Here is a 24,902-nt window from a genome sequence, read left to right on the forward strand (position 1 = left end):
CAGCGGCGTGGTCAACGTGCTTGCGCTCATCTCGCCGCTGTTCATGCTTCAGGTCTATGACCGCGTTCTGGCAAGTGGCAGCGTATCCACGCTAGTGGGGCTCGTCGTGCTTGCTGCGGGGCTTTATGCGTTCCAATGCCTGCTCGACATTTTGCGCGCTCGCGTGCTGCTGCGGATTGGCGAGCGTTTCGATGGACAGTTTTCCGGACGCGTTCACGATGCGATCGTTCGCCTTCCGCTTTCAACGCGCATGCCGGGCGACGGCTTGCAGCCGCTTCGCGATCTCGACAATGTTCGCGGCTTCTTAGGTGGAAACGGTCCGACAGCGTTCTTCGATCTGCCATGGATGCTGTTTTATCTTGGCATTTGCTTCCTCCTTCATTTCTGGATCGGCATGACGGCACTTATCGGGGCGGTCGGTCTCACATCTCTGACACTCCTTGCCAACACTCTCTCGCAAGGGCCGATAAGCGATACCGTTGCCCACAACATGGCACGCAATGGTCTGCTGCAAGCAGCGCGTTGCAATGCCGACTTGCGCCTGCAGGTGCAATCGGCCATTCTTACCGTAGGTGCGTACCTTGTCGTCAGGCAGGAGGCTACGGCCGGGGTCATGATTGTCAGTTCGATCATGATGGGGCGTGCGCTGGCTCCGGTCGATCTGGCCATTTCAAGCTGGAAACCCTTCCTCATTGCGCGCCAGAGTTGGGCGCGGCTGGAGGACCTCTTGGAAAAGGTTCCTGAAACCGCTCCTGTTGTGCCTATGCCTGCACCTGAACGCGAACTGCGCCTCGAAAGCGTGACAATCGTTCCGCCCGGTGAAAGCAAGCCGACCGTGACCGGCCTTGCGTTTGCCATTCAGGCGGGAAGCGCACTTGGGGTCATCGGCGCATCGGGTTCGGGCAAGTCGACACTCTCGCGCGCCATCGTCGGCGCATGGACGCCGGTCGCCGGGAAGGTTCGCATCGACAGCGCAAGCCTCGATCAATGGGACCGGGAAGCACTAGGCCGCCATATCGGCTATCTGCCGCAAGGTGTTGAACTGTTCGACGGCACCATTGCCGAAAACATTGCTCGTTTTGAACATGATCCTGACCCTGAGGCTATTGTCGCCGCGGCGAAAGCAGCGGGCACGCACGAACTGATCCTCCGATTTGAGCACGGATACGAAACTCCGATTGGTGAGGTCGGATCGGCACTTTCCGCCGGGCAGCGCCAGCTTATCGGTCTTGCCCGTGCCCTTTATCGAGACCCTTTCCTTGTTGTGCTGGATGAACCCAATATCCATCTCGACGCGGAAGGCGAAGCTGCAGTCGCTAAGGCGATCGCCTCCGTGCGCGAGCGCAAGGGCATTGCGGTTGTTGTCTGCCATCAGCCGAGCGTCATCCGCGCCGTGGATTTGGTGTTGGTGATGGAAGGTGGACGGCAGCGATCATTCGGTGCGCCTTCCAAAGTCCTGAAGGCCATCGAGTCTACACAGGATAACGTGGCAGAGCGCGCTGACATGGAGGATACCGGTGTCCGGCATTCATCAGAACAATGACGTTTCAAGCTCCATTCGCCGCCACCTGGTGGCGGGCTTTCTGGCGAGCGTGATCTTTGTGGGAGGAGCCGGAGCCTGGGCGACCTTCACGAATCTCTCCGGTGCGGTTGTAGCGTCCGGACACTTTGTCGTCGTTTCCTATGTCAAGAAGGTGCAGCACCCGACTGGCGGGGTGGTGGGAGAAATCCTGGTGCGCGAAGGCGACAAGGTAAAAGCCGGCGACATCCTCATGCGGCTCGATGCCACCCAGGCGCGCGCTAATCTCGCCATAGTCACCAAGCGGCTCGATGAGCTGGCCGCCTACCTGGCACGACTCGATGCTGAGCGTGACGATCTCGCGGAAATCCCCTTCCCGGACTGGCTACTCGCCCGAAGAGATGTTCCGGACGTAGCTTCGGCAATAGAGAGCGAGACGTTGCTGTTCGAATTCCGCAGGCAATCCCGCGACGGGAAGCAGGCGCAATTGGCGGAACGCATTACTCAATATCACCACGAGATCGAAGGACTCAAGGCGCAGGAAATTGCCTGTGAAAAAATGATCGAGGTTCTCCAAAAGGAAATTGCTGTTCTAAGTGGGCTGCGCAACCAAGGCATTGTCTCGGACCAACGGTTGAACAGCCTGAAGATCCAGGTTGCCACTTTCGGTGGCGAACGCGGTGAGAAGATCGCAGATCAGGCACAGACGGCAGCCCGCATAGCCGAAACGCGCCTGCAGATCCCGCAGATCGATCAGGATTTCAAGTCGGAAGTGGGCCAGGAGCTCAGAGAGGTTCAGGCGCAGGTCGGGGAGTATGTTGAGCGCAAGGTGGCGGTTGAACAGGAACTGCGGCGGATCGATATCGTCGCGCCGCAGTCAGGCACCATTCAACAACTCGCAATTCATACGGTCGGCGGAGTGATCACGCCCGCCGATCCGATCATGCTAATCGTGCCGGAAGGCGACGATCTTGCGCTTGAAGTACGAATCACCCCGAAGGACATCGACCAAATCCAGCTTGGTCACAAGGCCGTGCTGCGGATGTCAGCCTTCAATCTGAGAACCACGCCGATATTGAACGGATATGTCAGCCGGATCGCAGCCGATCTGGCGACGGATGAAAAAAACGGCATTTCGTACTACCTGGTGCGCCTGTCGGTTCCGCAGGCGGAACTGACGAAGCTCAAGGGCCTGACGCTCGTGCCCGGTATGCCGGCCGAAGCGATGGTCCAGACGGGTGAGCGTACGGCGCTTTCCTATTTCGTGAAGCCGCTGTCGGACCAAATCAGTCGGACATTCCGGGAGGAATGAAATAACCCACAGGAATCTATTGTTGCTATTTCTGTTGATTGTCCGCATGCTATGTGCGTGGTAAGATCTGAAAGCACAGACATTTCCTAATGCCTCTGGGCACCGCTTGTTTCTGTAATATTCAGCTCATGTTGCAACTGAGTATCCTTGGTTTCCAACGGTTTTTACTGGTGCGCGGCTGATGGACGCGACATGAAACGCGACATGAAAAACCCGCCACCAGCCGCAGCGGGCTGTTCGTTTCTCTGATGCGGAATGAAAGTCAGTCAGTGCCGCGTGGCTGACATCGCCTCGAACATATCCCAAGCCGCATCTCGGTTTCGGTGCTTGCCGAGAATGGGGACCCAGCACTGCTTCGCAAAGATCCGAGCTTCTAGATCGTCAGGATGCGTATCGGTCACAAGCGCCGCCCAGTCCCACTTCCGGGCTTCGCGGCGCATCACGTCGACCACAAACCAGCCGGAAGGCGGTCGATCACGTTCGGTCGTTCGCATGGCAGTTTCCTTCTGAACGAAAGATCATTGCCGTTCACTCAGCGGCCTGAAGTCAACGCCGACAGTCTGCAAGACGAGCAGCGCACGCGTGGCTGGCGAGGGCACCGTTTCCCATGTCGGGCTACAACTCTCGGTCATCGTAGCGGGAAATGGTAATGCGCCGCAAGAGTGTTGCAGGGCACGAGGGCTGTTTGGCGGTAGGGGTTGCGCTCGCGAGGGTAGATGTCGCGCATAAGCAGCAGACGTTCGAAGAACAGCCACTCACTGTAGGCTTGCAGCAGTTCCTCCTCGGAGGGCAGAGGCGCCGGTTGCGGCGAGACATGCGCCGCGGCCGCGCCTCTTATGGCCGGAATAGAGGCGATGGCACCGAGCAGGGCGCGGGAAAATCTTCTAAGGGAAGGCAGCGGCCATAGCTTCGCCGGCCTCCAGAAGAGGGGTGTTAGGCATTTGGGTCTGCATTTGCGATAACGTTGCACTAATGGTATAAGGCTGCACGTATCGTACAGTCACTTTAATGTAAGGTTTAACTAAAATGACACTTTCGCCATCTCAATGCCGGGCAGCCCGGGCGCTTGTTGGATGGTCGCAGGATCAGCTGGCAGCGGCCTCCCAGGTGGCCAAGACGACCATTGCCAATTTCGAAGCTGGCAAGCGGACGCCATACGACCGCACGTTGGTCGACCTGCAGGCCGCTCTGGAGGCTGCCGGGGTTGAGCTCATTCCGCAGAATGGAGGAGGCGCCGGCGTGAGGCTCGCAAAGCCGTAGCCGGGCCGGCGCTTGCGTTCGCGCTCAACCGGCGCGAAGCTGCCTTTTGAGGAACGGGAGGGCATACGTATGGCAATTAGATATCGAGCGACGACAACGATCCGGCTCAACACGGATGGCAATGGGGTGCTTGGATGTTGATCGTGTCTCCGCTGGTGCAGGCGATTAGCTGGTACTACTATTTTGCGAAGCCGGACTATGGATGGCTCGGCCTTATTGCCCTCACCAGCGTGACAGTGCCCTGCGGCTTCGTGCTGCTACTGATCGGCCGCGACTATGACAGTATCGTCGACGAGACGAACTGACGCCTCGCCGATGGAGCGGCGCGATGCCCAAGGACAATACGTCTGGCATGCAGCGGGGGGAGGAAGACCTAGGCTGGCGCGTCCCGATGGGCTTTGCCGCGTCGCTCTGGCTGCATTCCTGCTTGGAGGCAGCCCGACTACTCGACGATCTGCCGAGATGGCCAAGGCGGCGCCATTTGCGCCCGAGAATGGATCGGCGCGGCAAGCGGATGGATGGCAGCGAGTGCGGCCGCCGTTGCGATCAGGCCGCTGCTAGGTCAGTTGCGGGGCAGCGCAGACAGACGGAATTCGCACCGGGCTACGCGCCGGCAACGCTCAGTGCGACCCATGTGAAAAACGGCCTCGAGGACGCCGTCATTCACATCGTGAACTGGAAGTCCCAGCCGACGTCCTTGACGTCCGGATGGATGCTGGCCGGATGGCGGCCGGGATGTCGATCTCCAGAATTAACGTCTCAGGCGAGCAACTGGCACGCCATTCGGGTGAGGAGGCCATCAAAGGCATTGTGCGCATAGACGGATGGGAGGACCGGAATTCGCGACCGCCTTTCGTCGATGTCACGGTCTACATCACTTTTCACGATGGCGCGCCGGCGATCGTCCCTGTTGAATTCGAGGTGGCCCTAGTGGTCTACGCCGAGAAACCCTATCGAACAACGCTAGGCGCATCGATGAATGTCCGGGTCGAGGGCACCTTTCAGATCGACGAAACTTCGATGGTGTTTCAGCCGTAACCCTCGCCGGCAGAATTAACTTGCTCACAGGCTACCGTGTGCACTCCTCTGCGATCCTGATGATGCGACCGATAGATACCGCCAGCTGGACGGCGGCAGTGACCCCTTGCACGGTCTATGGAAGGTGGATAACTCTTCCGGCATGTCGGTACGCCAGAACATTCAAGACGCAGAATTCTTCGGGGTAGGCTCCTACACCGTCGGAGAGGCCGCGCGCCTGATAGGGACGTCTGCGCTCAATATTTCGAGGTGGATGAAGGGCTACACCTCCGCCGCGAAGAAGTTGAGCATCGAATCGCGCCGCTATGGTCATCGCAGTGGCCGATCATCGACAATCATCTCGAGATCGGATTCCGTGACCTGATCGAGCTCCGCTTTGTCAAAGCATTCACAGGGGCCGGCGTCGGCCTTTTGGCGGTTAGAAATTGCATCGAGTACGCACGTGAGTGTGTCAATGACGAGCGCCCGTTCTCAACCAGGCGCTTCCAGACTGACGGCAGAACGATCTTCCTCGAAGGAATAGAGCGTTCCGGTGAAACCAAGCTACTCGACCTGAAGAGGCGGCAGTATGTTTTCCGCCAGGTCATAGAGCGGACGTTCAAAGACCTGGATATCGAGGATGACGCGGTGGCGCGCTGGCGGCCCTTCAATGGCAAGCAGTCCATCGTGATCGACCCCCATCGTTCGTTCGGTCAGCCGATCGCCTCCAAATATGGCGTCCCGACCGTGGCGCTTGCGCAAGCTGTAGAAGCCGAAGGATTTGTGGAAAAGGTGGCGCGCCTTTTCGATGTCTCAGCTACCGCTGTTAGAGACGCCATGAAATTCGAAGAGAGCCTTCAGAGTGCCGCGTGAAAGCCCTGGTCGACGAAAACCTGTCGCCCGCTCTCGCCCGTTCGCTAAATGCCCTGTTCGCCGGGGAGCATGAGATCGTCCATATCAGAGAGAAGTTCGGCCCCGGCGTGAAAGATGTGGCCTGGATCGGCCAGCTGAGCACGGAGGGGGCGTTGGATCGTCATCTCTGGCGATCGACGCATTACCCGGAACAAGGTCGAATATGCTGCATTTCGAAGCTCTCGGCTCGTCGGGTTTTTTCTTTCGAAGGGCCTCTACAAGGCTCCGGTCGTCAAGCAAATGGAGCGGCTACTCGCCCTTTGGTGCACGATCGAAAAGCAATCGGAAATTGTCGCGGGCGGCGCGATGTTCGAACTTCCAATAAAGAGCACGCGCATCGAGCAACTGAAGGTGTAGTCTAAAGGCAATGGCTACACTTTCGCTTTCCGCCAGCCCGCCCACCACGCTTCCCATTGTGAGCAGAACCAGCGCTCTCCTCGAGCTGGGTTGACACGCGTAGCAGAGTAATATTCCTGCCCCGGCATATGGTAGATATGCTCGCCGCGCTCGTTAATATTGCCCTTGATATCGCAGCCCGCCTCGCGGACAGCCGCGTTGCTGGCCGACGAATCGCCGCCATGGTGAACGCGCGGCAGCTCGTGCCGATCGTCGCCGACTGCAAGATAGCCCGCGGAAGTCGCCCCGAGCATCACCAGAACGGCGGCGAGACGATAGCGGAAAAGCGAGCGCCACCAAGGCCGTCGCCTCTGCAACCTCCTGGCATGAACAGAATTGCCCATGATCCCTTCCCCGAGGCGAGAATGCATCGTCTGAAGCCGGGAGTCCAGTATCAGGCCGCAGCGCTGTAGCCCGCTTCCTTGATGCGGCGCCCGCGACGCTACAGGCGCGAGACATGGTCGGCACGACCGCTTCCCTCCTGATGGTGGCGCTTGGCGCCTGGCCCTATCGCTCCCGTGAGAGTAGGCCCGGAGGTCAGGCAGCGTGGCATGTAGGACTATGGCCCGCGTTGCGGCGAACCCCCATCAAGCGGAGATCGCCAATGGCCCAGAACCAAACCTTCCGAACAGCTGTCTCGGGCTGAAATCCGAGCGCTTTCTGGCGGCAGCCGAAGCGGCTGCAATAGCATCGTCGGGCCGCTTCTGCGATCGATTGCGCTCAGAAGACGGACCCCGTCAACTCCACAATACAAGTATTTGACCCGGAACATTAGTGGTCCCTTAAGCACTTCTCCACAATCGGTACTTGTCCGGCTTGGCGCGTTTTGCTATTGAGTCCGTACAAACGGGGGTTTGGATAATGTCGAAACGCAATTTCCTGTCACCAATGGCCTTGTCGGCCACGATGATTCTCGGCGGCCAAGTTCAGGCTGCAGTCCTTGTCGAATCGGCAAATCAGCCTTCGACCAAGCTCGCTGAAGCTGGCACTGTCCCGGCGGACCTCGGCTACGGTGAGGTGCTAGATCGCTCAAATGGTACGGACGTTATCATGGCGTACCACACCAGCCATTCGAGCCATGCTAGTCACGGGTCTCACTGCTCTGGCTACAGCTATTGTTGATGGCGGACACCCCTCGCGAGAGCGAGCTCGTCCAGACTGCCCAAGTCAAGTTTGATCTGTCAGTCTTCAGCCTCGACTGTGTAAAGCGCGCAGCGTATCGGGTAACCGGCAACGCTGCGGTTGAGATCACGATCGAGGGCGGCTTCGCAGTATGCACGATCAACTTCAGCAAGGCGGCCGCGCGAACTTCGGCCGACGCAGCGGTAGAAAGACTGCGGCTAGAGGTCTTGGATCAGGACCTGCGTAGCAGCATCGCCGCCGAAACCGCCACTGTTAGAAACGCGATACTGGCGCTTGCGTTTTCCAGATCGGGCCTGCAGTCCGATGACTAAGTTTGCTCCGGCAACTGAGTTCCAACGACCGTTGGACGACACTTATCAGCTCGCGTACTTTCGTTTTTCCCAGTTGGACGACGAGCGGTATGTGCTGACCAACCAAGCGGGCGAATATCTGGTATTGCCGCGCGCCGTGCTGGCTTCGTTTATCAGGCACGAGCTTCCCAGCACACACCCCGCCTACTCCCGCCTGCGCAGCAGGCAGTTCCTCTTTGATGCATCCTCCAATATCGGCAAGGAGCTGCTGGCGCTGAAGGTTCGGACCAAGGCAAGAAGGCTTGAGAACTTCACCTCGCTTCACATCATGGTCGTGTCTTTGCGGTGCGAGCACTCCTGCCCCTACTGTCAGGTATCTCGCCAAAGCGAAGATCGTTCAGCCTTCGATATGTCAGAGGAGACTGCCGAGAAGGCGTTGGCGCTCATTTTCCAGTCTCCAAGTCCGGCTATCAAGATCGAGTTCCAAGGCGGCGAGCCGCTCCTGAATTTCCCGTTGATCCAACACGTCGTGCATCGGGCTGAAGCGATCAACAAGGTCGCCGGGCGGTCGCTGCAATTCGTCATCACGACCAATCTCGCCGTCATCACCGACGAAACCTTGGAATTCTGTCGCGTGCACAGGATTCTAATTTCAACGTCGCTCGACGGACCGGCCACTCTTCACAATGCCAATCGACCGCGCCCGGGAAAGAACAGCTACGAATTGGCTGTGGCAGGTATCCACAAGGCCAGACTGGCTCTCGGCCATGAACGCGTCAGCGCACTTATGACAACGACCAAAGCCAGTCTTCCACTGGCGCGCGAGATCATTGACGAATACGTGCGGCTAGATTTCCCCGGAATATTTCTTCGCCCGCTTTCCCCTTACGGCTTCGCGGTCAAGACGAAATTGTACGCAGCCTATGACGTGGACCGCTGGCTCGATTTCTACTTCGACGGGCTGAATTACATCCTGGAACTGAACCGTAACGGCATTCCTTTCAAGGAGTTTTACGCGGCCACCATCCTTACAAAGATGCTCACGCCTTTCGAGCCAGGATATGTGGATCTTATGAGCCCGGCAGGCATCGGTATCTCCGCCGTTGTCTATAACTATGACGCCAGCGTCTACGCGTCCGACGAAGCACGAATGTTGGCCGAAATGGGCGACAAGACATTTCTGCTCGGGAATGTCCACGAAAACACCTATGGCGAGATTTTCGGGTCCGACGCTCTCCTCGATCCTATCGAGCAATCTTTTGCAGGCTCCGTACCGATGTGCGCCGACTGCGCTTACGAGCCGTTCTGTGGCTCCGATCCAGTATTCCATACCGCAACGCAGGGCGACTTTGTTGGCCTCAAAACGCGGTCGGGATTCTGCAATCGCAATATGTCGATCTCCAAGAGGCTGATCGACCTTATGGAGAGGGACGTTACCGCCCGAGAACTCTTTCTAAGTTGGGCGAATTAGGATGTTGCGACTGAGTGGCTTCGCTGCGTCAGCAAGCGTCGGTGATTTCTCACAGCGAGTGGCACTTAGGCTCGTGACGGGCCAAGCTGACCAAGCGCCTAACCGAGAACATGATGCGTATCTTTTCAAGGGGCAGACGTTTCATCCTGAATGCCAGTGGATTGTCACCTTTGAGGAGCATCGGCCGGAAGCTGAGCGACTGTTTTCAGACCGACGACTAGTCGTTCTGCCCCACGAGTTCGACTACCTTAGCGAAGGAGACGTCATCCGCTTTGTGCCGGATCGGAAGGCAGTGCGTGTCCTGTTCAGAAAGGATGCCAACGCGAACTATTTCCTCGTAACGGAGCGGTGCAACCACCTGTGTTTGATGTGCTCCCAGCCACCCAAAGACGTTGATGATCGCTGGTTGGCGAGGGAGATTTTGGATGTGCTGCCCCTGCTGCCCGTAACGACCCCGTTTCTCGGGATCACTGGCGGTGAGCCAACGCTGGTGGGTGAGGACTTTTTTGACATTTTGTCATCAGCTCGTGACTACCTTCCGTCTACGCCGGTTCATATTCTTTCCAATGGCCGGACGTTCAAGGATCGGCAATTCGCAGAGCGCTATCAAGGGATTGGACATCCTCGTCTTTCGGTCGGCATACCGATCTATTCCGCCGACCCGGAAGTTCACGACTACGTGGTTCAGTCCAAAGGCGCCTTCGATGAGACCATCCGCGGGATCATGAACCTGAAGGCCGTCGGGGGTGAGGTTGAGATACGAGTTGTCGTTCACAAGCAGACCTATGAAGGTCTCGTCGACCTGTCAGATTTCGTTTTTAGAAACCTCACCTTCGTAGACCACGTGACGTTTATGGGACTGGAGATCACTGGCTTCACAAGGGCAAATATGGATAAGCTCTGGATGGACCCGTACGACTATCGAAGTGAGTTGCGGGCGGCTGTGCAATATCTGGCTGCGGCTAGGATCAATGTTTCAGTCTACAATCACCAGCTCTGTCTTCTTGATGGCTCTATCCACAAGTATGCAAAGCGGTCGATTAGTGACTGGAAAAATGCGTACTTGAACGAGTGCACAAGCTGCTCCAAGCGCGCCGAATGTGGTGGCTTCTTTTCATCTAGCCACCTTGCACGAAGCTCCCATATCTCGGCGTTTCAAACAAAATAGAACATCAGATTGGTTGAAAATTACGAAAGCCGTTCGCCCGGTGGGATAACCTAGCCTAAATCTTAGAAATACAATCTGTGCGCTGCTGACTCGGATAGCGATTGGAGAGAATATGACCTTCGATTTTAAAAATGCGTCCAAGGCGGAGCTTCGAATTGAGTATAAACGTATCGCCGATGAAATCGGCGACGATCAATTTTTTACAAAGAAAGAGCTAAATCACCTTCCGGAGATTCTTTCAGACGGTGAGCAGGTATTGGCATTCACTTCTGGGCTCATGGACGGCGACACGTGGCTCATCACCCTGACAGACCGACGTATCATCTTTCTCGACAAAGGAATGATCTACGGCCTGAAGCAGGCCAGCATAGGCCTTGACAAGGTAAATGCTGTTAGCGGCAAAACGGGGCTCATCTTTGGTTCGATCACCATCGAAGACGGAGCTTCGCAGCGGCACATCAGCAACGTTTGGAAGAAGACTGTTGTCAAATTCGTCAATAAGGTTAGGGATGCACTGGAGCAGAGAAGGCAGCCAGCTCCAGTCTACAATCAACCGCAGGGTACCGACGTGGTGTCAATGCTTGAGCGTCTCGGCGCTTTGAAGGCGAACGGAATCATCACAGATCAAGAATTCGAACAGCAAAAAAGAAAAATACTGGCGGGATAATGGAATTTATAGGGGTCGTTGTCGGGATTATACTCTTCATCTCCGTTTATTTTTGCGTCGGTATTACCCTGCGCTTCATTTGGGAGTGGTGGATACTCGTTATGTCGACCCCATCGCTTTTTGCGGCAGCTCTGCTGTACGGGTGGATTGGTGCACTTGTATCCATAAGCCTTTGGGCCTGGACGCTTACCTTGAATAACTCGTGGCACTCGAGTGCGGTATATTTCAGAGGCGCAGATTGGCTTGATAGGCGGTTTAATTTCAAGGATACCTAGCCGCTGCGGTTCCTCGCGCCCAGAGCCGTTATGACTGTTGATGGGGCTTTAGTGTTTTTATCGAGGAAATTCAATGAAAGTAAACGTCATCGGATTGACGGCAGCATTTCTACTCGGCTGCACCGCTTCCGCATACGCTGATTGCTTGGGTGAAAGCGACTACAGGGTCTGCACAGATTCCTATTCCGGTAAAAATGGGGATCAACATGTGAGATCGTACGATACCGAAGGGAATAACTATTCGATTGACACCGAAACTCTTCGCTTTCCGAACGGAGGCCAAGAGGTCACCAGTAGCGATAGCGAAGGAAACTCCTACTCCATTCGCTCCTGGAGAGACAGCACCGGAACTCATTCCGTGGACACTGAAGGCAACGAATGCACCATCACGCCATCAGGTACTATGATGGGATGCGGGGAATAGGTGCGATGCGATGAAGAAGTTCGGAGTCTTTGGCTGCACTGGTTGCGTAGCCGCCATTATCATAGGGTGGCTGCTCGGTGTGCGCATATTGGTAGTTCAACCGATCGGAGCCATTCCTGAGGGTGTAACTGCCATAGTATATGGGGTTCCGGATCTGCATCTCGTTGACAGTCCGGATGCCATCTGCCAACGAACCCAAGGGGGCGTCAGTCTCCTATGTAGAGGAATGACAGCTGCGGCAATTGCCAACCACGGCAAGATCCTTGCTCGGCTACCCTACAGCGAGATGCTTTTTCGTCTTAGCGGCGCTCCCGTTCTTGACCGGTAAGCCGGACGGCTTTCGATTTGCGCATATGTTGTTGTTGCACATCAGGGTATACTTGGAAGTGACACCAAAGCGTCGGGTTCAGCAGGGTTGCGCTGGGCAGCCCGGTCAGCGTCCGACACTTGCGGACGCTCCGTTATAAGACATTCCCTCTTCCTCTCGGGGGCGCGCGCGCCACTGTTCGACCCGCTCGTCGACCCATCCTACGGATGGAGCCCAGGACTTCGACTTGCTGGCCGTTTATTGACCGGCCGCTGGGTTGCTTTTCGGCATCGGCACACCAAGAAGCTTTGGACGCCTACGAGGTAGTGGCAGCTCGCTGAAGCGGCTAGCTCGCCTAATCACTTCGGATAAGATCGTCGTAAAGCGAGAGATATACGAAGCTCCGCCAAACGGGGGGTGCGGCTCGCAGCAGCAACAAATTCGCGTCAGGCTTCACGGAAGCTCTTGAAAAGATATGCCGAGCGCAAAGACCATACCCTGCCGTGGGACATGGCCGGTGCAGTTGGGGGTGCTTGTGGGGCTTAACCGCACGGGCCACTGCGGGAAGATATGAGACCCCCACTCCTCTGCCTAAGATATAGGCATATTAGCAAGCGAGCAAATTATCTCGCAATGCCACCTTGAAGGCTCAACCGCGAAGCCAACTTAATTCCGAGAGAGCGGACGGAACTGGTGAGCGCTTTGTCGAACCCCGGAAGCAGTGAGCATCTTTGGGCATTGGACCTTGCCGACCTGCGCAAGGAGTTTGGAAAGTTTCGTCAAGAGCGCGGGACAACGCCCCTTGAGTGGGACGAGCACACCGAAGCTGTTCCTTGAAGAACGACGGGAACGCCGCCGGGAACCGGATTTGTCCGAGCCGTTGGGGAATGGCTAGGCTAGCGTCGCGATCATCATTCACCTTCCGGCGTGGGGGTCTTGTTGTCAGCCCTTCGAACGCATGCACACACACCCCCCGGAACTTTTGCCGGGTCGCCGTGTTCGTTGGTGATGACGAAAATTGTTGACCTTGGTGCGTGTTTTAGAAATTCGCGGACACCCATTCCGCTAATTCGCGGACAGCGATTTCAGTAATTACGGGACAGTGATTCCGCTAATTCCCGGACAGTTTTTGGGGCGGATATAACGGTCGGTTCTCGGGAGCGCCGTTCTGGCATTTTGCCCTCTCATCATCGGTTGAGAGGGGCCATGCCAAGACGGAAGCAAGCGAGACGAACGACAGTGAAAGACCAACGATCGATCCTGCGCCTGACGCATGAGCAGGGCCTCTCGGTGCGTGCGGTGTCGGAACGGCTGAAGATCAGCAAGACTTCGGTTTCGACCTATCTGTTGCGGGCGCGTGAGGCTGGCATCTCAGGCTGGCCGCTGCCGCCGGGCTATGACAATGACGCATTGGTCGAGCGGCTTCTGTTTCGCCGGGTTGGCCGTCCGCCGCAGGATCTGGACGAGCCCGATTGGGCGATGATCTCGCGCGAGCTGAAGCGCAAGGGCGTAACGCTGACGCTTCTGTGGCAGGAATACCGCGCGGCGCACCCCGATGGTTATGGCTACACCTGGTTTTGCGACCGGTTCGGCGCTTTCCAGCGCCGGTCGAGCGCGACGTTCCGCAATCGCCACGAGGCGGGCGCGGTGATGCAGACCGACTATGCGGGCCACACCGTGCCCGTCGTCGATCCCGATACTGGCGTCATCTGCCAGGCTCAGATCTTCGTTGCGGTGTTGGGCGCGTCGTCCTTCACCTTCGCCCATGCCAGCTTCAGCCAGAAACTGCCGGACTGGATCGAGGGCCAGTGCCGGGCACTTACCTTCTTCGGCGGGGTAACTAAGGCGATCGTCTGCGACAATCTGAAGGCCGGCGTCGCCAAGGCGCTGTGGTTCGAGCCGACGCTCAACCAGACCTTCGCCGCCATGGCCGAACATTACGACACGACGATCCTGCCGACCCGCAGCCGCAAGCCGCGCGACAAGGGCAAGGTCGAGGGCGCGGTGCTGATCGTCGAGCGTTGGGTCCTGGCCCGGCTGCGCAACCGGCGCTTCTTCAGTCTCGGCGATCTCAACGCCGCAATCGCGGTGTTGCTGGAGGATCTGAACAACCGCCCCATGCGCCACGTCGGCAAAAGCCGCCGGGAGCTGTTCGAGGAGATCGAACGAACGGCCCTGTCGCCATTGCCGCCGGCGCCGTTCGAATATGCGGAGTGGAAATCGGCGAAGGTCCATCCCGACTACCATGTCGAGATCGACAGGACCTTCTACTCGGTACCGCACGCGCTGATCGGGCGGCGCGTGGATGTGCGGCTCACTCACCGGGTGGTCGAGCTCTTCCATGATCACAAGCGCGTCGCCAGCCATGTCCGCCGCTCGCAGCGCTGCGGCCATGTCACCGTCAACGAGCACATGCCCAAGGCGCACCAGCGCTATGCCAACACAACGCCGGCGAACCTGATCCGGCAGGCAGCCGGGATCGGCGCCAACACCGCCATCCTGGTCGAGCGGATGATGCGCGACCGTCCCCATCCCGAGCAGGGATACCGCTCCGCGTTTGGCATCCTCTCGCTGGCCCGTCGCTACGAGCGGGATCGGCTCGAGGCAGCCTGCGCGCGGGCACTGACCATCAATGCGATCACCTACTCCTCCGTCAAAGCCATCCTCAAATCCGGCCTCGACCGTGTGCCGCCCGCGGCCGAGCCGGTCAAGCCCACGCCATCGCACACCAACATCCGCGGCGGCTCCTATTATCAATGAAGGAAGGAAACCAACCATGCTGACACATCCAACCCTCGACCAGATGCAGGCTCTCGGCCTTGGCGGAATGGCCGCCGCCTATCGGGACCTGGCCGACCAGAGCAACGCCGACGATCTCAGTCGCGACGAGTGGCTTGGCCTGATGCTCGATCGTGAAGCCGCCATGCGTGCCGACAAGCGTCTGACCAACCGTCTCGCCGTTGCCAGGCTGCGCTTTGTCGACGCCTGCATCGAGAACATCGACTTCGCCGCGCATCGTGGGCTCGACCGGCGCAATACGCTGTCGCTGGCCCAGGGCGCCTGGCTGAAGGCGCATGAGAACCTCATCATCACCGGGCAGACCGGCACCGGAAAGACCTGGCTGGCCTGCGCCTTCGGACGTCAGGCCGCCCGGCTCGACCATTCCGTGCTCTACCTGCGCATGCCGCGTCTGTTCGAGGATCTCGCCCTGGCGCGTCTCGACGGCCGCTTTCCCCGTCTCATCGACAAACTGGCTCGGGTGCAACTGCTCATCTTTGACGACTGGGGCACCCACAGCCTAACCGACCAGCAGCGTCTCGATCTGCTGGAAATCTTCGAGGAGCGCTATCGCCGGAAATCGACGCTGATCACCGCGCAACTGCCGATCGCCCAGTGGCACGCCATGATCGGCGAGCCGACAATCGCCGACGCCATTCTCGACCGGATCATCCACAACGCCCATCGCCTCACCCTCGAAGGCGACAGCATGAGAAAGCAAAAAACACCGCCGCTCTTGACCGGCGCCGAAAACGGCGAAATCAATCGCAAATGAGTTCAACCAGGCAACCGAGGGCTGACCCCATCCTGCTGTCCGCGAGTTAGTGAAACTGCTGTCCGCGATTTAGCGGAACGACTGTCCCGTTTTTGCGAAATACGCAGACCTTGGACCGCCTAAGCCCGGCAAGCCACATGACGCTGACTGGCCGGAGCATTTCCATGCGTGCCCCATCTGCGGCCAGCAGGTAGACCGACACGACTTCCGGCAGGTGATGTGGCACGAGCAGCCCGATCACGAGCCGCTCGATCTCAACCAATAAAAAGCCTGCCGCCCTTCCGGCCGCGCGGGCTGACGACAGAGACGTCACACCGCAAGCCTCACCAGCAATGGAACAATGGGCCATCACCGTCGCGGCCCTGAGGGTACCCAGCCGCAGGAGGGTCCTAAAGCCGCACAACCTTGTCGAGATGCAGGCGTATCCGCTGGCCTTCTGCGAAGGCCAGTGCGAACGATTCCAGGGCGAATGAGCGTGTAATTTCCTGGTCAGTTTCAATGATGCGGACGACCCATTCGCCACTGGCTCCGACCACTTCCACGCAAGGCGCGGCCTTGCAGATTGGCACCACGTTGCCCATCACGTCCTCCCTACGAAAAGCAATGGCGAGTCGACTTAAAACCGTCGTAGCCGGTAGATCAATAACAATTGCTTGTTCGGATCGGACGAACCAACCTGGATGGGCAATACGATCGGGTGCTAATGCCACTTCGGTCAGGCGAACCCTCCGGGGAACCTACCGTGAGATAGCCTCTGCTTCAGGTCGTTGGCATTCAGGATGGCGGCCAGCTCTTCGGCATACTCCATGTCGGGAAGGTCGACAGATGGGTGGCCCGCTACAATAGCCGGGAGCCCGGTGAACACGTCGAATACCGTCCACGTCCCATCCGGTTCCTGCCTTTCGTCGTACCGCAGAGTTGCCATGAGGGGATCATATAGTCACCCTTAGGTGTTGGGAATATTTGGTCCACGGAGGCTCGCGATCCGGAGCGCTGATTTCGCCGCTTTGAAGATTGCCGATCTCGTCGACAGAGATCAGGCCGCTCAATCTGCGATCGAACTTTATGGGATGGAAGCACCGACCGCCGTGGCGCACTGCGCTTTGGAGGCGCATTTCGACGGTCGACCAGATGACTACCGCTTTTGGTGCGATGTCTTTCACCAACTGAGAAAACCAAACTGACGGAACTTTGCCGCAGCATCTTGTTCGGTCGCGCATGGCTAGAATAGCCGACCTTGGACCCGCCTATCCCCGGCAAGCCACACCAACCGCAGGACTGTGACGATCGATTTCACGCATGCCCGATCGGTCAGCAGGTCGACAAACGCGATTTCCGCCAGGTGATGTGGCACGAGCAACCAGATCACGATCCGCTTGAACTGGATCAGCTGCCCGGCGATGTCGACTTTACGGTGGGCGCTAGCCTGCCGATCTCCGGCCTAACCGCATGGCAGGGGCTGTTTCAGCATGGCCGCATCAAGGCCGGGCAGAGCGTTCTCGCGCATGGCGCTGCCGGTGCCGTCGGTTCGATGGTGGCGCAGCTTGCAAGGGAGGCCGGAGCCTATGTGATCGGCACCGGGCGGGCCGCCGACCGCCAGAAAGCGCTCGACTTCGGTGCAAATGAATTCCTCGACCTCGCAAAAGACACCCTTGAAGATGTAGGCAGCGTCGATCTGGTGTTCGATGTCATCGGCGGCGATATCCAGAAGCGATCCGCAACGCTCGTCCGCGCCGGAGGTATCCTTGTCACAGTCGTTGGACCAACGGACATTCGAGCTGCCGATGGCCTGACCGTTGACTTCGTCGTCGAGGCTGATCGCCCTCAGCTCTCTGAGATAGTGCAGCGGATCCGCGATGGACGACTGCGGACGAACATTGGCAAGGTTTCGAGCTTGGATGATGCCATCGGCACCTTCAACTCAACGGACCGACGCGCAGGAAAGACGGTTGTCCGCGTTCGTCCGTGAGAACTTGGGAGAGGAGGCCGGTCCTCTCTCCGTATGGCCGCCTCTGGCAGCTGACACGGTGAGGTGCAAATCAGCGCCTGTCGCGGGATTTAGCCATCGTAGGGCGGTGTTTGCGGGAACCTACTTTGTACGTTTCCGACTCTTGCCTTTTTCGGAAAGTGACCCACAGAATAGCTGATTGAGGTTCTATCTCTCTGGGAGGATGGGATGGACATTCAAGCACCTGTTCGGCCTACGCAGCAAACGGCCAAGGAGCTGGTCCGCGAGGTCCTGTTGGGCTCTCAACCCGGCGACATTATTTCCGTCAAAGCGACCATTGTAGCGGTCCGTGAGCGCGGCGGCGATCTTCTCGAAACTGACTGCCAGTTAGTCGAAATGATCGTCAAATCAGCCTCCGTTTGGGGACTGTTCATCGCCTTTGACGTTCGAGAGGCGTGATGCCCCACCGTTGGTTCAACCCTCCGGTTTATGTGAAGACTGAGCGCCCGGGGCTTCGCCTTGGTGTCAACCGGGTTGATGCCGCCGCCGAGGAGCTCCTAAAGTGGTCCAATCGTGGCCCCAAGTGGCGGCTGGCGGCCGAAGCTTGCCTATCTGCGATGGATGGCAAAATGCCGGGTAATGACTTCCGGCTGCTGTTCGAAGCCGCGGCCGATGAAGAGGAGATGCTGCTGCCGGATTAACAACGCTATACGACGAGCCCATTCGGGTCTGTTCGCGTTGCGAATTCACCGGCGCAACGGGCATTTATGCTGTCCGTCTCCGTCGTCAAACTTTAAAGTGAGACACTAACGAGCGACGACCTAGATGGACAGTTATTCGCCGGTGCGCGTACCATATAGGGCCGCGGGTGACCGATGGAGGTCACATGGTTGATGAAGAGCATCGCCGCGAACGGAGGCAGCGGGTGCTGAAAGGCGCCTCAATCATCAGCGGAATCACAAACTCCGAGATCAGTTGCACCATTCGGAACCAAAACAGTGGCGGAGCTGAGCTCAAAGTCCCGGTGGAATCGCGTGTCCCTGAGCGGTTCGTGGTTTACGTGCCGACCGACGGCGTTGCCTACCAGGCAGTCCTGCGGTGGCGCAGGAACGACCGAATTGGGGTTCAATTTATAGGAACGTTGCCAAAGCCGCGTCTCCACTATGGCTGAGCTTGTGCCCGGGATGCACAGACCGGGGAATTGGACACTCTCCGGCGCTCGGCACGTGTTCCATGGCAGTCGCACTTTAGAGATTACCTCCCGGCGAAACTTCGCTTCAGGTCGACACGGTCAGAAGGCTTACAAAATCGCGGGAATATTCCTCGTCCAGATATTTAGCCGGATCGCCCCACGCCTCGGCTGGTTGGCCAGTGAACGCGTCAAACACCGCTCAGGTTTCGTCGAGTCCCTCCTGAGGTCGTATCTTTGAGAAGCCATGCCGTCGCTAGGTAAGTCTGCGGTCCAGTTCTCAAGCGGTGATCGACATTCCTGTTGGAGTGCGGGTTCTACAGGAGATTCGGTTTTGAGGATCGCGAGGGCTCAACGGATCATGAGCGACCCAGCAGGATCAGAAACCGGCACCCGTCTGCGCAGCCCTTTGATGAAGATAGGTAGAGTCAAAATCTGCGGCGCGAACGAGCCCTGCCCAGTCGGTCGCATGAAAACGCGAGCCAACGGTGGATATCAGACCGTCGCGTCTAAGGTCCTGAAGCACTCGGTTCACGTGCACGGTAGAGAGGCCAAGTGCGTCGCCAAGTGCAGCCTGCGTTATGGGGAGATAGGCCACATGATCTTCAATGCGGCCTACCGAGCGAAGGCGAACAATGAGTTCGCAAAGAATGTGAGCCATACGCGAGTAGGCGTCGCGCCTACCGACGTTGGTGACCCACTCTCGATATATCGCCGCATCGATCACCGTCGAGCGCCAAAACACTCTCGTTATCGAAGAGTGCTGGTCGCAAACGGCGCGAAGTTCGTCGTGCCGCATGAAGCCCACCCTAGCGGGCATGAGAGGGGTGAAAGTGCAATCCATGACCGACAAATGCAAACCATGCAGGTCGGGAATGTCGCCCGGAACAAAAAAGGAGGAGATTTGACGCTTCCCCTCCCCGGTTAGTTTGATCGACCCTATTAAGCCTTCAAGAACGACGAACGAAAGGCTCGGCTTATCGCCCTCGCGCAGAATGTCTTCGTTGGCCTGATATCTCTTCTCCTGAATCGAGATGTTCCCCAAGGTCGCAATGTCTGATTCTGCGAGTTCCGAGATGGCTTGGAGCTTGCGGATCAACATTTTGAAAGAATGATCATGTGCCATCAAGAACCTGTTCGTGTATGCTCCCAACTTTTAGTTGGCGCTAATGTTCCCGCTGCCTAGAGGAGACGAAGGCCAATGGTCAGTGCGTCGATGATGCGCGCAAAGTTCAGCTGTCCTCAATCCTTTTCGCCTGCCGCAACCTGTTCGAAACGGCTGGATCACAACCTGCTTTCCACCGGATTAACGAGTGCTATTGCGCGCCAGGAACCTTAAGAGTTCGCAGCCGTTCAACTGTTGGGGCGCACGAAGCAGGCTTTCAATGTCATCGGGTTCCGTGCTGATCGTGGAGACGTCGAGAACTCTCTCCGGGAGGCCGGGTTCGAGGTAGTCGCCGGCTTAAAGGGCCTTCAAGCGATTGCGACTTTCGATCGTGAGCCGGAGCGAGTTGTGGCTCTCCTGACAGATATCAGACTTGGGGACGGCCCAAGCGGGTGGATGTGGCCCGGCACCTCCGAGGCGCCGATCCTACTATGCCAGTTATATGACAGCGTTGGTCGATGCCATGGCCTGCTACGCAATTGACCGACATCAAATCGACATCCTGTCTCTCGGCTGCGTTGAATTGGAGTTCGCCTTCACCAAGGGCCAAATCGCCAAGGGCGGTATCAGGCACTGGCGCGAGATCATTTCTGCCGCCATGCGCCTGCAAAGCCAGAATGCACTGGGCCAAGCTGGGCTGCTGGTAGGACGAGACCGTCTACTACGCATCGACGGAGCACCTATGAAGTCTAATCCGATCGACCTCGACGACTACACCGGTCCGCCGCAGAGTTACCTGTTATTGCTGCCTCACTGGTCAAGCAACATGAGGAACGGCTGGCCGCGCTTTTCGCTGCGCCGCGTCCACCCTACAAAGCGGTGTATGGGCCAAGGTCTCGGGACCCGTAAATAGCCACCTGTTCTTCGCACGATGTCGGCTTTCAGAAACCGCCTAAAGCGATCCCGATATTGGGCGCAATGGCCATCCGTTCTGATTAAGTCGTCTTGGCCAGCCGTGGTCTTCACTCGACCCCGCATGATGAGGTATGACCAAGAAGGATGTAGACTAAACCGGAAGAGACAAGGTGCAGGTGCAAGGCATTGAGAGAAATAGCAGGAACCGAACCAATCCACAGGAATATTTTGTTGGTATTTATGTTGGTAGCAGATGCGGCTAACATTCCCCTAAGTATCTGAAAGCAAAACGGGATTTTCTTCACTTGAATTCCGCCTCTGGGCACCAGTTTTCTCTGAACATCAAGGGCTTGACTTCCTGGCGCCGCACCGACGGATTCCTGATTTCGGCCTGCCGGCTGTGCCGGCAAGCCTGCGCAACCGAGTTATGAACTTTCGGGGCGCACGGTCTCCACGCGCAGCGAGCCGGCTGGAAGCGGCTGCAGCAGTTCGGCTTCCGGCTTCATCAGACTGAGCCAAGCCGCCCAATCGCCGGGCCGAAGCACCACGACCTGCCGACTGTGATAGGGCGCAATATCCGGTCCAGGCTCGGTTGTCAGCATGGTGAAGGTTGGCGGCTTGTTGCCGGCAGCTTCACGCCAAAGCCCTGCGATGGCCATGAACGGCGAGCCGTTGAGCGTGAAGCGATGCTTTGCCTTCGGATACTTCGTGCCCGTGAACTCGAAGAAGGCGGATGCCGGAACGAGGCAGCGTTTGCTGCCGGCGAATTGCCTGCCTTCGGAGCGGAAGTTGAACACTGGTCCGCCTTTCGGGCCGGCCGGCGGAAATCCAAACGTCATCGACGTCAGTTCAACGACGCCAGTGTCGCCGGCGGCGCGCATGATCGGGGCTGGATCGTTGATATGGATGTCATCAACCCGCGGCAGGTCAAGTTCGGTCTGATGGGTCGGGATCTCAAGTGCCAGCGACTCCAGCATCCGGCAATATTCAGCCCAGAGAATATGCTGCTCATAGTCGTTGCACATGGAAGGCTCCCGACCGGTCTGCCAGTTTACCTCACGCCAAACAAAGAGGCGATGGACCGCTCAACCCTCGCGGTCGCGCTCGACCAGTATATCGGCCTCGATCGCCGCGTTGACGAAGGCGGCGCGGGCATAGCGCGCCTCTTGAAGGCCTTCCAGAACGCCAAGGCAGGCTTTGCGGGCGGCAACGTGATAGCCGCCTGTCTTCACGGGCCATCGGTTCATGAAGATGTCAGCGGCCTGCGCGACACGCTCCACCTTGTAGATCGTGTTTCTGGACCTGCCGAGCGCCACGCGAACCGGCTCATCGAAATGCTGATCTTGCATGCTTCCCCTCCCGAACGCGATCGCGAGTCAATTCGGGGGAGGCAAGTTCGGTTCCACGGGAGCGATCTGCCAACGCAATAAACCCGCCTTCTGAAATCACTTTGCGCCCATCGGCCAAATGGCGGATTCGCTTTGCTTGGTGATCCCCTCTGCCTAGGGCAAACTGCCTGCCGGGGCTGCAGGAGGAGAAATGCGAGCACGCGCAGCTACGATCGGCGATCTCGAAAGTGTCTTCCGTGATCTGTCCACGCGGATGTCGGACGAGTATGTGGCCGCCGGCAAGGACAGCAAGGTCGCATACGACAATCTGATGATGAATTTGAAGGAAGGCCGAGCGCACGCGCTGGTCGAGGGCGACAAGACGGTGGCGATCGTCGCCTGGCACGAGAACAGCGACGCCGCCGACACGCTGTTTGCCGCGCAGGAGGGTTTCTTCAGCGCCGCGACGGTCCGCTTCTGCAGGCGCCACATCCGCCACATTCAGGCGCTGGCCGGCAACCTTCCCATCCACTCGCGCAGCTGGCTGCAGCGGGCCGACGTCGGCAAATGGTTCCGTGTCATCGGTTATGTCGAACGCGGCCGAGAGAACGGCGCCACTGTGTTCGAATTGCCGCCGGCACGGGGAGCGTCAGCTGCGCGGGCTGCCTAGGGCTGCGCACCCACGGATGCCATCACGGAAAAGCCCCCGCCAGGATGGCGATGGGCCAATATCGCCTGCAATGGGCTCATATCGGGGGCTCAGATATCGGGCTGATCCAGCGCCTCGAAAATCACCCGTTCCAGCGGACCGAGATCCTCTTCGATCTCGCTGACCTCAAGGCCTAAATGCCGAGCATCCAGGGCAGCTCGCGTGGTTAGGGTTCGAGCCGTTGCCTTGTCGGCAGGCAGTTCGCCCGGCAGGTGCTCGTGGATCCAGCCCTGCAGGAAATCAACGCCGCGCTCGCTCATCGATTTATCCCTTCCGTTATCTGGGGGATCATTCCCCCAGAATGACCCCAGAAGCGACGATCTGAGCCGTCAGGCTGGTGAGCCTGCCTCGCTTCACGAGCGTCGGCTTTTGGTAGATTTTCTTCATGGCGGTGCCTTTCGCGACAAATCGCTCGTCGGCAACAACGTCCGTCGCGGGGCAGCGTTCCATGGCGGGCTGTTGAGCCCGACCCCCTGACACATCGTATTTGAGAACAGCCCCGCTCCCGCGACCCGTGATGTTGATGCCGCGGCAGGTTGCGAAGCCAATGCGGGGCGTGGCATTTGTCGATCATTGGGATGGCAAGCAGGACATGGCACGGCCACCAGACATCGCCCGACACCAGGCCGCCAAGGCAGGCGTTAGCCTGAACCGGGCGCTTTCCAAACTCGGCCTGTGTTCGCGCAAGCAGGCCGAGCTGCTGATAGCCGAAGGGCGCGTGCGGGTTGGCGGCAAGGTGGTGCGCGATCCGTCGCTGCGTGTCGATCTCGGCCGCGACCGCATCGCTGTCGACGGCGAGCAGATCGTCGGCGAGGCAAAAGTCTACCTGATGATCAATAAGCCGCGCGGACAGGTCACCACGCGCGATGACCCGCAGGATCGTGGCACCGTCTATGACTGCCTGGTGGATCTGGAGTTGCCTTTCGTGTCGCCGGTCGGCCGCCTCGACAAGGCCAGCGAAGGCCTGTTGCTGATGACCAACGACACGCGCTGGGCCAACGGCCTGCTCGATCCGGCCTCGCATGTCGCCAAGACCTATCATGTGCAGATCGGTACCGCGCCCGACGATGCGATGCTGGCGCGCTTTCGCGACGGAGCGATCGTCGACGGCGAACTGCTGACCGCAAGTTCGATCGAACTGCTGCGCAGCGGCGGCCGCACTGCCTGGCTGGAAATCGTGCTCGACGAGGGCCGCAACCGCCAGATCCGCCGCCTGCTCGGGGCATTCGATATCGAGGTGCTGAGGCTGGTTCGGGTGGCGATCGGCGGTTTGCAGCTCGGCGAACTCGCCAAGGGCAAGGCGCGGCATCTGACATCGGAGGAATTGGCGGTGCTCGCGCGTTAAGAGGCAGGCTTGCCGCGAAACCCTACTTCTGGTTCCACCTGCGTATCACCGGCTCGCTCAGATCGTGCTCATAGCCGAGGATGCTGAGGCTCGCGGTATCAAGTACGAAGTGCGCACCGCCTTCGGGTGGCAGACCGAGCCAGCGCGCGGCCAGCACGCGCAGGAAATGCGAGCTTGAAAACACCAGCACATTGCCCTCGATTGCCCGCAGCCCGGCGATGATCCTGTCGGCCCTGGCGCCAACATCCGCTACCGACTCGCCGTCGGGACAGCCGTCACGGAACAATTGCCAGCCGGGGCGCTGCACAAGAATCTCCTTGGTCTTAACGCCCTCATAGGCGCCATAGTCCCATTCCTGCAGGTCGTCCTTCTTGACGGCAGCAGCGCCGAAGCCGGCAAGCGTGCAGGTGCTGTAGGCGCGCTGCGACGGGCTCGACCACACCGCCTGGAAGGACAGATCCTTGAGCCGGTCCGCCACGCCGCGGGCCGCCGCCTCGCCCTTTGCCGTCAACGGTATGTCGGTGCGGCCGGTGTGTTTTCCCGAAGCGCTCCACTCCGTCTCGCCGTGACGGACCAGATAGATCTCGGGGTATGCACTGCTCATTCGCCGGCCTTTCGGTTGAAAACCGCCGACATCTAGCCGGGAAGC

At 58.5% G+C, this 24,902-nt stretch carries 31 protein-coding genes and 2 pseudogenes; 22 read left to right on the forward strand and 11 right to left on the reverse strand.

The features are described from left to right. Positions 1 to 43: 43 nt before the first annotated feature. Entirely contained in the window at positions 44 to 1,543 is a 1,500-nt protein-coding gene (locus NKL04_RS20805) for a type I secretion system permease/ATPase (RefSeq protein WP_352724912.1), read from the forward strand. Continuing rightward, the gene (locus NKL04_RS20810; RefSeq protein ID WP_352724321.1) at positions 1,518 to 2,831 is read left to right on the forward strand and encodes an HlyD family type I secretion periplasmic adaptor subunit; all 1,314 of its coding nucleotides are present in this window, start codon (positions 1,518 to 1,520) and stop codon (positions 2,829 to 2,831) included. The genes NKL04_RS20805 and NKL04_RS20810 overlap by 26 nt, the downstream gene beginning before the upstream one ends. A 266-nt stretch (positions 2,832 to 3,097) precedes the next feature. Here NKL04_RS20810 and NKL04_RS20815 read toward each other — a convergent pair whose 3' ends face one another. Continuing rightward, on the reverse strand, positions 3,098 to 3,325 hold the full coding sequence (locus NKL04_RS20815; protein ID WP_155924076.1) for a hypothetical protein: 228 nt from the start codon (positions 3,323 to 3,325) through the stop codon (positions 3,098 to 3,100). Between the two features lie 532 nt (positions 3,326 to 3,857). On the opposite strand from NKL04_RS20815, the pseudogene NKL04_RS20820 reads away from it, so the two are divergent. The 5 genes and pseudogenes from NKL04_RS20820 to NKL04_RS32165 form a co-directional block, all read left to right on the forward strand. Further along, positions 3,858 to 4,085, forward strand: a pseudogene (locus NKL04_RS20820) (helix-turn-helix domain-containing protein); the annotation flags it as partial. 140 nt (positions 4,086 to 4,225) lie between these two features. Then, a complete protein-coding gene (locus tag NKL04_RS20825) occupies positions 4,226 to 4,396 on the forward strand; it encodes a hypothetical protein (protein ID WP_023703258.1) in 171 nt (56 codons plus the stop codon). Positions 4,397 to 4,814: 418 nt separating this feature from the next. Further along, positions 4,815 to 5,129 (forward strand): hypothetical protein, encoded by a 315-nt coding sequence (locus NKL04_RS20830; RefSeq protein WP_155924075.1) that lies wholly within the window; start codon positions 4,815 to 4,817, stop codon positions 5,127 to 5,129. A gap of 249 nt (positions 5,130 to 5,378) precedes the next feature. Next, on the forward strand, positions 5,379 to 5,981 hold the full coding sequence (locus NKL04_RS20835) for a hypothetical protein (RefSeq protein WP_023703256.1): 603 nt from the start codon (positions 5,379 to 5,381) through the stop codon (positions 5,979 to 5,981). Beyond that, positions 5,978 to 6,382 (forward strand): PIN-like domain-containing protein, encoded by a 405-nt coding sequence (locus NKL04_RS32165; RefSeq protein WP_245266100.1) that lies wholly within the window; start codon positions 5,978 to 5,980, stop codon positions 6,380 to 6,382. The genes NKL04_RS20835 and NKL04_RS32165 overlap by 4 nt, the downstream gene beginning before the upstream one ends. A gap of 9 nt (positions 6,383 to 6,391) precedes the next feature. Here NKL04_RS32165 and NKL04_RS20850 read toward each other — a convergent pair whose 3' ends face one another. After that, positions 6,392 to 6,760 (reverse strand): sunset domain-containing protein, encoded by a 369-nt coding sequence (locus NKL04_RS20850; protein ID WP_023750018.1) that lies wholly within the window; start codon positions 6,758 to 6,760, stop codon positions 6,392 to 6,394. A gap of 777 nt (positions 6,761 to 7,537) precedes the next feature. Between NKL04_RS20850 and hxsD the strand changes: the two genes are divergently transcribed. From hxsD to istB, 7 genes are all read left to right on the forward strand, one after another. Then, positions 7,538 to 7,870 carry a His-Xaa-Ser system protein HxsD gene (gene hxsD / locus NKL04_RS20855; protein ID WP_023672253.1) on the forward strand — a complete coding sequence of 111 codons (333 nt, stop codon included), beginning with the start codon at positions 7,538 to 7,540 and terminating at the stop codon, positions 7,868 to 7,870. Positions 7,871 to 7,901: 31 nt separating this feature from the next. Next, a complete protein-coding gene (hxsB, locus tag NKL04_RS20860; RefSeq protein WP_196815062.1) occupies positions 7,902 to 9,320 on the forward strand; it encodes a His-Xaa-Ser system radical SAM maturase HxsB in 1,419 nt (472 codons plus the stop codon). A gap of 1 nt (position 9,321) precedes the next feature. Then, positions 9,322 to 10,488: a His-Xaa-Ser system radical SAM maturase HxsC gene (gene hxsC / locus NKL04_RS20865; protein WP_023703251.1), complete on the forward strand. Its 1,167-nt coding sequence runs from the start codon at positions 9,322 to 9,324 to the stop codon at positions 10,486 to 10,488. 112 nt (positions 10,489 to 10,600) lie between these two features. Beyond that, positions 10,601 to 11,155 carry a PH domain-containing protein gene (locus NKL04_RS20870; RefSeq protein WP_023672256.1) on the forward strand — a complete coding sequence of 185 codons (555 nt, stop codon included), beginning with the start codon at positions 10,601 to 10,603 and terminating at the stop codon, positions 11,153 to 11,155. A 348-nt stretch (positions 11,156 to 11,503) separates the two neighbouring features. Then, positions 11,504 to 11,854, forward strand: coding sequence for a hypothetical protein (locus NKL04_RS20875; RefSeq protein ID WP_156951533.1), 351 nt, complete (start codon positions 11,504 to 11,506; stop codon positions 11,852 to 11,854). Between the two features lie 1,513 nt (positions 11,855 to 13,367). Further along, positions 13,368 to 14,921, forward strand: a complete 1,554-nt coding sequence (istA, locus tag NKL04_RS20880) for an IS21 family transposase (RefSeq protein WP_023699545.1) — start codon at positions 13,368 to 13,370, stop codon at positions 14,919 to 14,921. A 16-nt stretch (positions 14,922 to 14,937) separates the two neighbouring features. Beyond that, entirely contained in the window at positions 14,938 to 15,714 is a 777-nt protein-coding gene (gene istB / locus NKL04_RS20885) for an IS21-like element helper ATPase IstB (protein WP_023699544.1), read from the forward strand. Between the two features lie 46 nt (positions 15,715 to 15,760). Here istB and NKL04_RS20890 read toward each other — a convergent pair whose 3' ends face one another. The 3 genes from NKL04_RS20890 to NKL04_RS20900 form a co-directional block, all read right to left on the reverse strand. Beyond that, positions 15,761 to 15,976 carry a hypothetical protein gene (locus tag NKL04_RS20890; protein WP_023699543.1) on the reverse strand — a complete coding sequence of 72 codons (216 nt, stop codon included), beginning with the start codon at positions 15,974 to 15,976 and terminating at the stop codon, positions 15,761 to 15,763. A 127-nt stretch (positions 15,977 to 16,103) separates the two neighbouring features. Continuing rightward, entirely contained in the window at positions 16,104 to 16,295 is a 192-nt protein-coding gene (locus tag NKL04_RS20895) for a hypothetical protein (RefSeq protein WP_023672259.1), read from the reverse strand. Between the two features lie 134 nt (positions 16,296 to 16,429). Next, positions 16,430 to 16,639 (reverse strand): hypothetical protein, encoded by a 210-nt coding sequence (locus NKL04_RS20900; RefSeq protein WP_023672260.1) that lies wholly within the window; start codon positions 16,637 to 16,639, stop codon positions 16,430 to 16,432. A 25-nt stretch (positions 16,640 to 16,664) separates the two neighbouring features. On the opposite strand from NKL04_RS20900, the gene NKL04_RS32170 reads away from it, so the two are divergent. The 5 genes and pseudogenes from NKL04_RS32170 to NKL04_RS20920 all read left to right on the forward strand — a co-directional run bounded on the left by NKL04_RS32170 (position 16,665) and on the right by NKL04_RS20920 (position 18,833). Next, positions 16,665 to 16,898: a Y4oE-related protein gene (locus NKL04_RS32170; RefSeq protein WP_023699541.1), complete on the forward strand. Its 234-nt coding sequence runs from the start codon at positions 16,665 to 16,667 to the stop codon at positions 16,896 to 16,898. Between the two features lie 197 nt (positions 16,899 to 17,095). Next, positions 17,096 to 17,683: pseudogene (locus tag NKL04_RS20905) on the forward strand (zinc-binding dehydrogenase); the annotation flags it as partial. Between the two features lie 207 nt (positions 17,684 to 17,890). Further along, positions 17,891 to 18,121 carry a hypothetical protein gene (locus NKL04_RS20910; protein WP_023669678.1) on the forward strand — a complete coding sequence of 77 codons (231 nt, stop codon included), beginning with the start codon at positions 17,891 to 17,893 and terminating at the stop codon, positions 18,119 to 18,121. Beyond that, positions 18,121 to 18,363, forward strand: coding sequence for a DUF982 domain-containing protein (locus NKL04_RS20915; RefSeq protein WP_023669677.1), 243 nt, complete (start codon positions 18,121 to 18,123; stop codon positions 18,361 to 18,363). The genes NKL04_RS20910 and NKL04_RS20915 overlap by 1 nt, the downstream gene beginning before the upstream one ends. 185 nt (positions 18,364 to 18,548) lie before the next feature. Next, entirely contained in the window at positions 18,549 to 18,833 is a 285-nt protein-coding gene (locus tag NKL04_RS20920; protein WP_023834289.1) for a PilZ domain-containing protein, read from the forward strand. A gap of 397 nt (positions 18,834 to 19,230) precedes the next feature. On the opposite strand, the gene NKL04_RS20925 is transcribed toward NKL04_RS20920, so the two are convergent. After that, on the reverse strand, positions 19,231 to 19,977 hold the full coding sequence (locus NKL04_RS20925; RefSeq protein WP_023699539.1) for a Crp/Fnr family transcriptional regulator: 747 nt from the start codon (positions 19,975 to 19,977) through the stop codon (positions 19,231 to 19,233). 481 nt (positions 19,978 to 20,458) lie between these two features. Between NKL04_RS20925 and NKL04_RS20930 the strand changes: the two genes are divergently transcribed. Continuing rightward, positions 20,459 to 20,869 carry a patatin-like phospholipase domain-containing protein gene (locus tag NKL04_RS20930; RefSeq protein ID WP_023699538.1) on the forward strand — a complete coding sequence of 137 codons (411 nt, stop codon included), beginning with the start codon at positions 20,459 to 20,461 and terminating at the stop codon, positions 20,867 to 20,869. A 427-nt stretch (positions 20,870 to 21,296) separates the two neighbouring features. Here the strand turns inward: NKL04_RS20930 and NKL04_RS20935 are convergent, their stop codons facing one another. Continuing rightward, the gene (locus tag NKL04_RS20935; RefSeq protein ID WP_023699537.1) at positions 21,297 to 21,896 is read right to left on the reverse strand and encodes an SOS response-associated peptidase; all 600 of its coding nucleotides are present in this window, start codon (positions 21,894 to 21,896) and stop codon (positions 21,297 to 21,299) included. A 60-nt stretch (positions 21,897 to 21,956) separates the two neighbouring features. Continuing rightward, positions 21,957 to 22,220: a DUF982 domain-containing protein gene (locus NKL04_RS20940; RefSeq protein WP_023699536.1), complete on the reverse strand. Its 264-nt coding sequence runs from the start codon at positions 22,218 to 22,220 to the stop codon at positions 21,957 to 21,959. A gap of 190 nt (positions 22,221 to 22,410) precedes the next feature. Here NKL04_RS20940 and NKL04_RS20945 point away from each other — a divergent pair, with 190 nt between their 5' ends. Next, positions 22,411 to 22,869: a hypothetical protein gene (locus tag NKL04_RS20945; RefSeq protein ID WP_023669674.1), complete on the forward strand. Its 459-nt coding sequence runs from the start codon at positions 22,411 to 22,413 to the stop codon at positions 22,867 to 22,869. An 89-nt stretch (positions 22,870 to 22,958) separates the two neighbouring features. Here the strand turns inward: NKL04_RS20945 and NKL04_RS20950 are convergent, their stop codons facing one another. Both NKL04_RS20950 and NKL04_RS20955 read right to left on the reverse strand, forming a co-directional pair. Then, positions 22,959 to 23,168: a DUF768 domain-containing protein gene (locus tag NKL04_RS20950; protein WP_023669673.1), complete on the reverse strand. Its 210-nt coding sequence runs from the start codon at positions 23,166 to 23,168 to the stop codon at positions 22,959 to 22,961. 28 nt (positions 23,169 to 23,196) lie between these two features. Then, positions 23,197 to 23,358: a hypothetical protein gene (locus NKL04_RS20955; RefSeq protein WP_023669672.1), complete on the reverse strand. Its 162-nt coding sequence runs from the start codon at positions 23,356 to 23,358 to the stop codon at positions 23,197 to 23,199. 142 nt (positions 23,359 to 23,500) lie between these two features. On the opposite strand from NKL04_RS20955, the gene NKL04_RS20960 reads away from it, so the two are divergent. Continuing rightward, positions 23,501 to 24,253: a pseudouridine synthase gene (locus tag NKL04_RS20960; protein ID WP_023699535.1), complete on the forward strand. Its 753-nt coding sequence runs from the start codon at positions 23,501 to 23,503 to the stop codon at positions 24,251 to 24,253. 22 nt (positions 24,254 to 24,275) lie between these two features. Here NKL04_RS20960 and NKL04_RS20965 read toward each other — a convergent pair whose 3' ends face one another. After that, positions 24,276 to 24,857, reverse strand: a complete 582-nt coding sequence (locus NKL04_RS20965) for a histidine phosphatase family protein (protein WP_023699534.1) — start codon at positions 24,855 to 24,857, stop codon at positions 24,276 to 24,278. Positions 24,858 to 24,902: the final 45 nt, after the last annotated feature.

Origin of the sequence: Mesorhizobium sp. C264A (genome assembly GCF_040324515.1) — a bacterium.
Taxonomy (GTDB): Bacteria; Pseudomonadota; Alphaproteobacteria; order Rhizobiales; family Rhizobiaceae; genus Mesorhizobium.

Coding starts and splice junctions, on each gene's coding strand:
- istB (WP_023699544.1), top strand. CDS start 14,938: ATGCTGACACATCCAACCCTCGACCAGATGCAGGCTCTCGGCCTTGGC.
- NKL04_RS20850 (WP_023750018.1), bottom strand. CDS start 6,760: ATGGGCAATTCTGTTCATGCCAGGAGGTTGCAGAGGCGACGGCCTTGG.
- NKL04_RS20870 (WP_023672256.1), top strand. CDS start 10,601: ATGACCTTCGATTTTAAAAATGCGTCCAAGGCGGAGCTTCGAATTGAG.
- hxsC (WP_023703251.1), top strand. CDS start 9,322: ATGTTGCGACTGAGTGGCTTCGCTGCGTCAGCAAGCGTCGGTGATTTC.
- NKL04_RS20830 (WP_155924075.1), top strand. CDS start 4,815: ATGGCGGCCGGGATGTCGATCTCCAGAATTAACGTCTCAGGCGAGCAA.
- istA (WP_023699545.1), top strand. CDS start 13,368: ATGCCAAGACGGAAGCAAGCGAGACGAACGACAGTGAAAGACCAACGA.
- NKL04_RS20910 (WP_023669678.1), top strand. CDS start 17,891: ATGGACATTCAAGCACCTGTTCGGCCTACGCAGCAAACGGCCAAGGAG.
- NKL04_RS20940 (WP_023699536.1), bottom strand. CDS start 22,220: ATGCAAGATCAGCATTTCGATGAGCCGGTTCGCGTGGCGCTCGGCAGG.
- NKL04_RS20925 (WP_023699539.1), bottom strand. CDS start 19,977: ATGGCACATGATCATTCTTTCAAAATGTTGATCCGCAAGCTCCAAGCC.
- NKL04_RS20955 (WP_023669672.1), bottom strand. CDS start 23,358: ATGGAACGCTGCCCCGCGACGGACGTTGTTGCCGACGAGCGATTTGTC.
- hxsD (WP_023672253.1), top strand. CDS start 7,538: ATGGCGGACACCCCTCGCGAGAGCGAGCTCGTCCAGACTGCCCAAGTC.
- NKL04_RS20950 (WP_023669673.1), bottom strand. CDS start 23,168: ATGAGCGAGCGCGGCGTTGATTTCCTGCAGGGCTGGATCCACGAGCAC.
- NKL04_RS20825 (WP_023703258.1), top strand. CDS start 4,226: ATGTTGATCGTGTCTCCGCTGGTGCAGGCGATTAGCTGGTACTACTAT.
- NKL04_RS20895 (WP_023672259.1), bottom strand. CDS start 16,295: ATGGGCAACGTGGTGCCAATCTGCAAGGCCGCGCCTTGCGTGGAAGTG.
- NKL04_RS20900 (WP_023672260.1), bottom strand. CDS start 16,639: ATGGCAACTCTGCGGTACGACGAAAGGCAGGAACCGGATGGGACGTGG.
- NKL04_RS20965 (WP_023699534.1), bottom strand. CDS start 24,857: ATGAGCAGTGCATACCCCGAGATCTATCTGGTCCGTCACGGCGAGACG.
- NKL04_RS20960 (WP_023699535.1), top strand. CDS start 23,501: ATGGCACGGCCACCAGACATCGCCCGACACCAGGCCGCCAAGGCAGGC.
- NKL04_RS20815 (WP_155924076.1), bottom strand. CDS start 3,325: ATGCGAACGACCGAACGTGATCGACCGCCTTCCGGCTGGTTTGTGGTC.
- NKL04_RS20945 (WP_023669674.1), top strand. CDS start 22,411: ATGCGAGCACGCGCAGCTACGATCGGCGATCTCGAAAGTGTCTTCCGT.
- NKL04_RS20930 (WP_023699538.1), top strand. CDS start 20,459: ATGACAGCGTTGGTCGATGCCATGGCCTGCTACGCAATTGACCGACAT.
- NKL04_RS20805 (WP_352724912.1), top strand. CDS start 44: ATGCTTCAGGTCTATGACCGCGTTCTGGCAAGTGGCAGCGTATCCACG.
- NKL04_RS20920 (WP_023834289.1), top strand. CDS start 18,549: ATGGTTGATGAAGAGCATCGCCGCGAACGGAGGCAGCGGGTGCTGAAA.
- NKL04_RS20915 (WP_023669677.1), top strand. CDS start 18,121: ATGCCCCACCGTTGGTTCAACCCTCCGGTTTATGTGAAGACTGAGCGC.
- NKL04_RS20935 (WP_023699537.1), bottom strand. CDS start 21,896: ATGTGCAACGACTATGAGCAGCATATTCTCTGGGCTGAATATTGCCGG.
- NKL04_RS20875 (WP_156951533.1), top strand. CDS start 11,504: ATGAAAGTAAACGTCATCGGATTGACGGCAGCATTTCTACTCGGCTGC.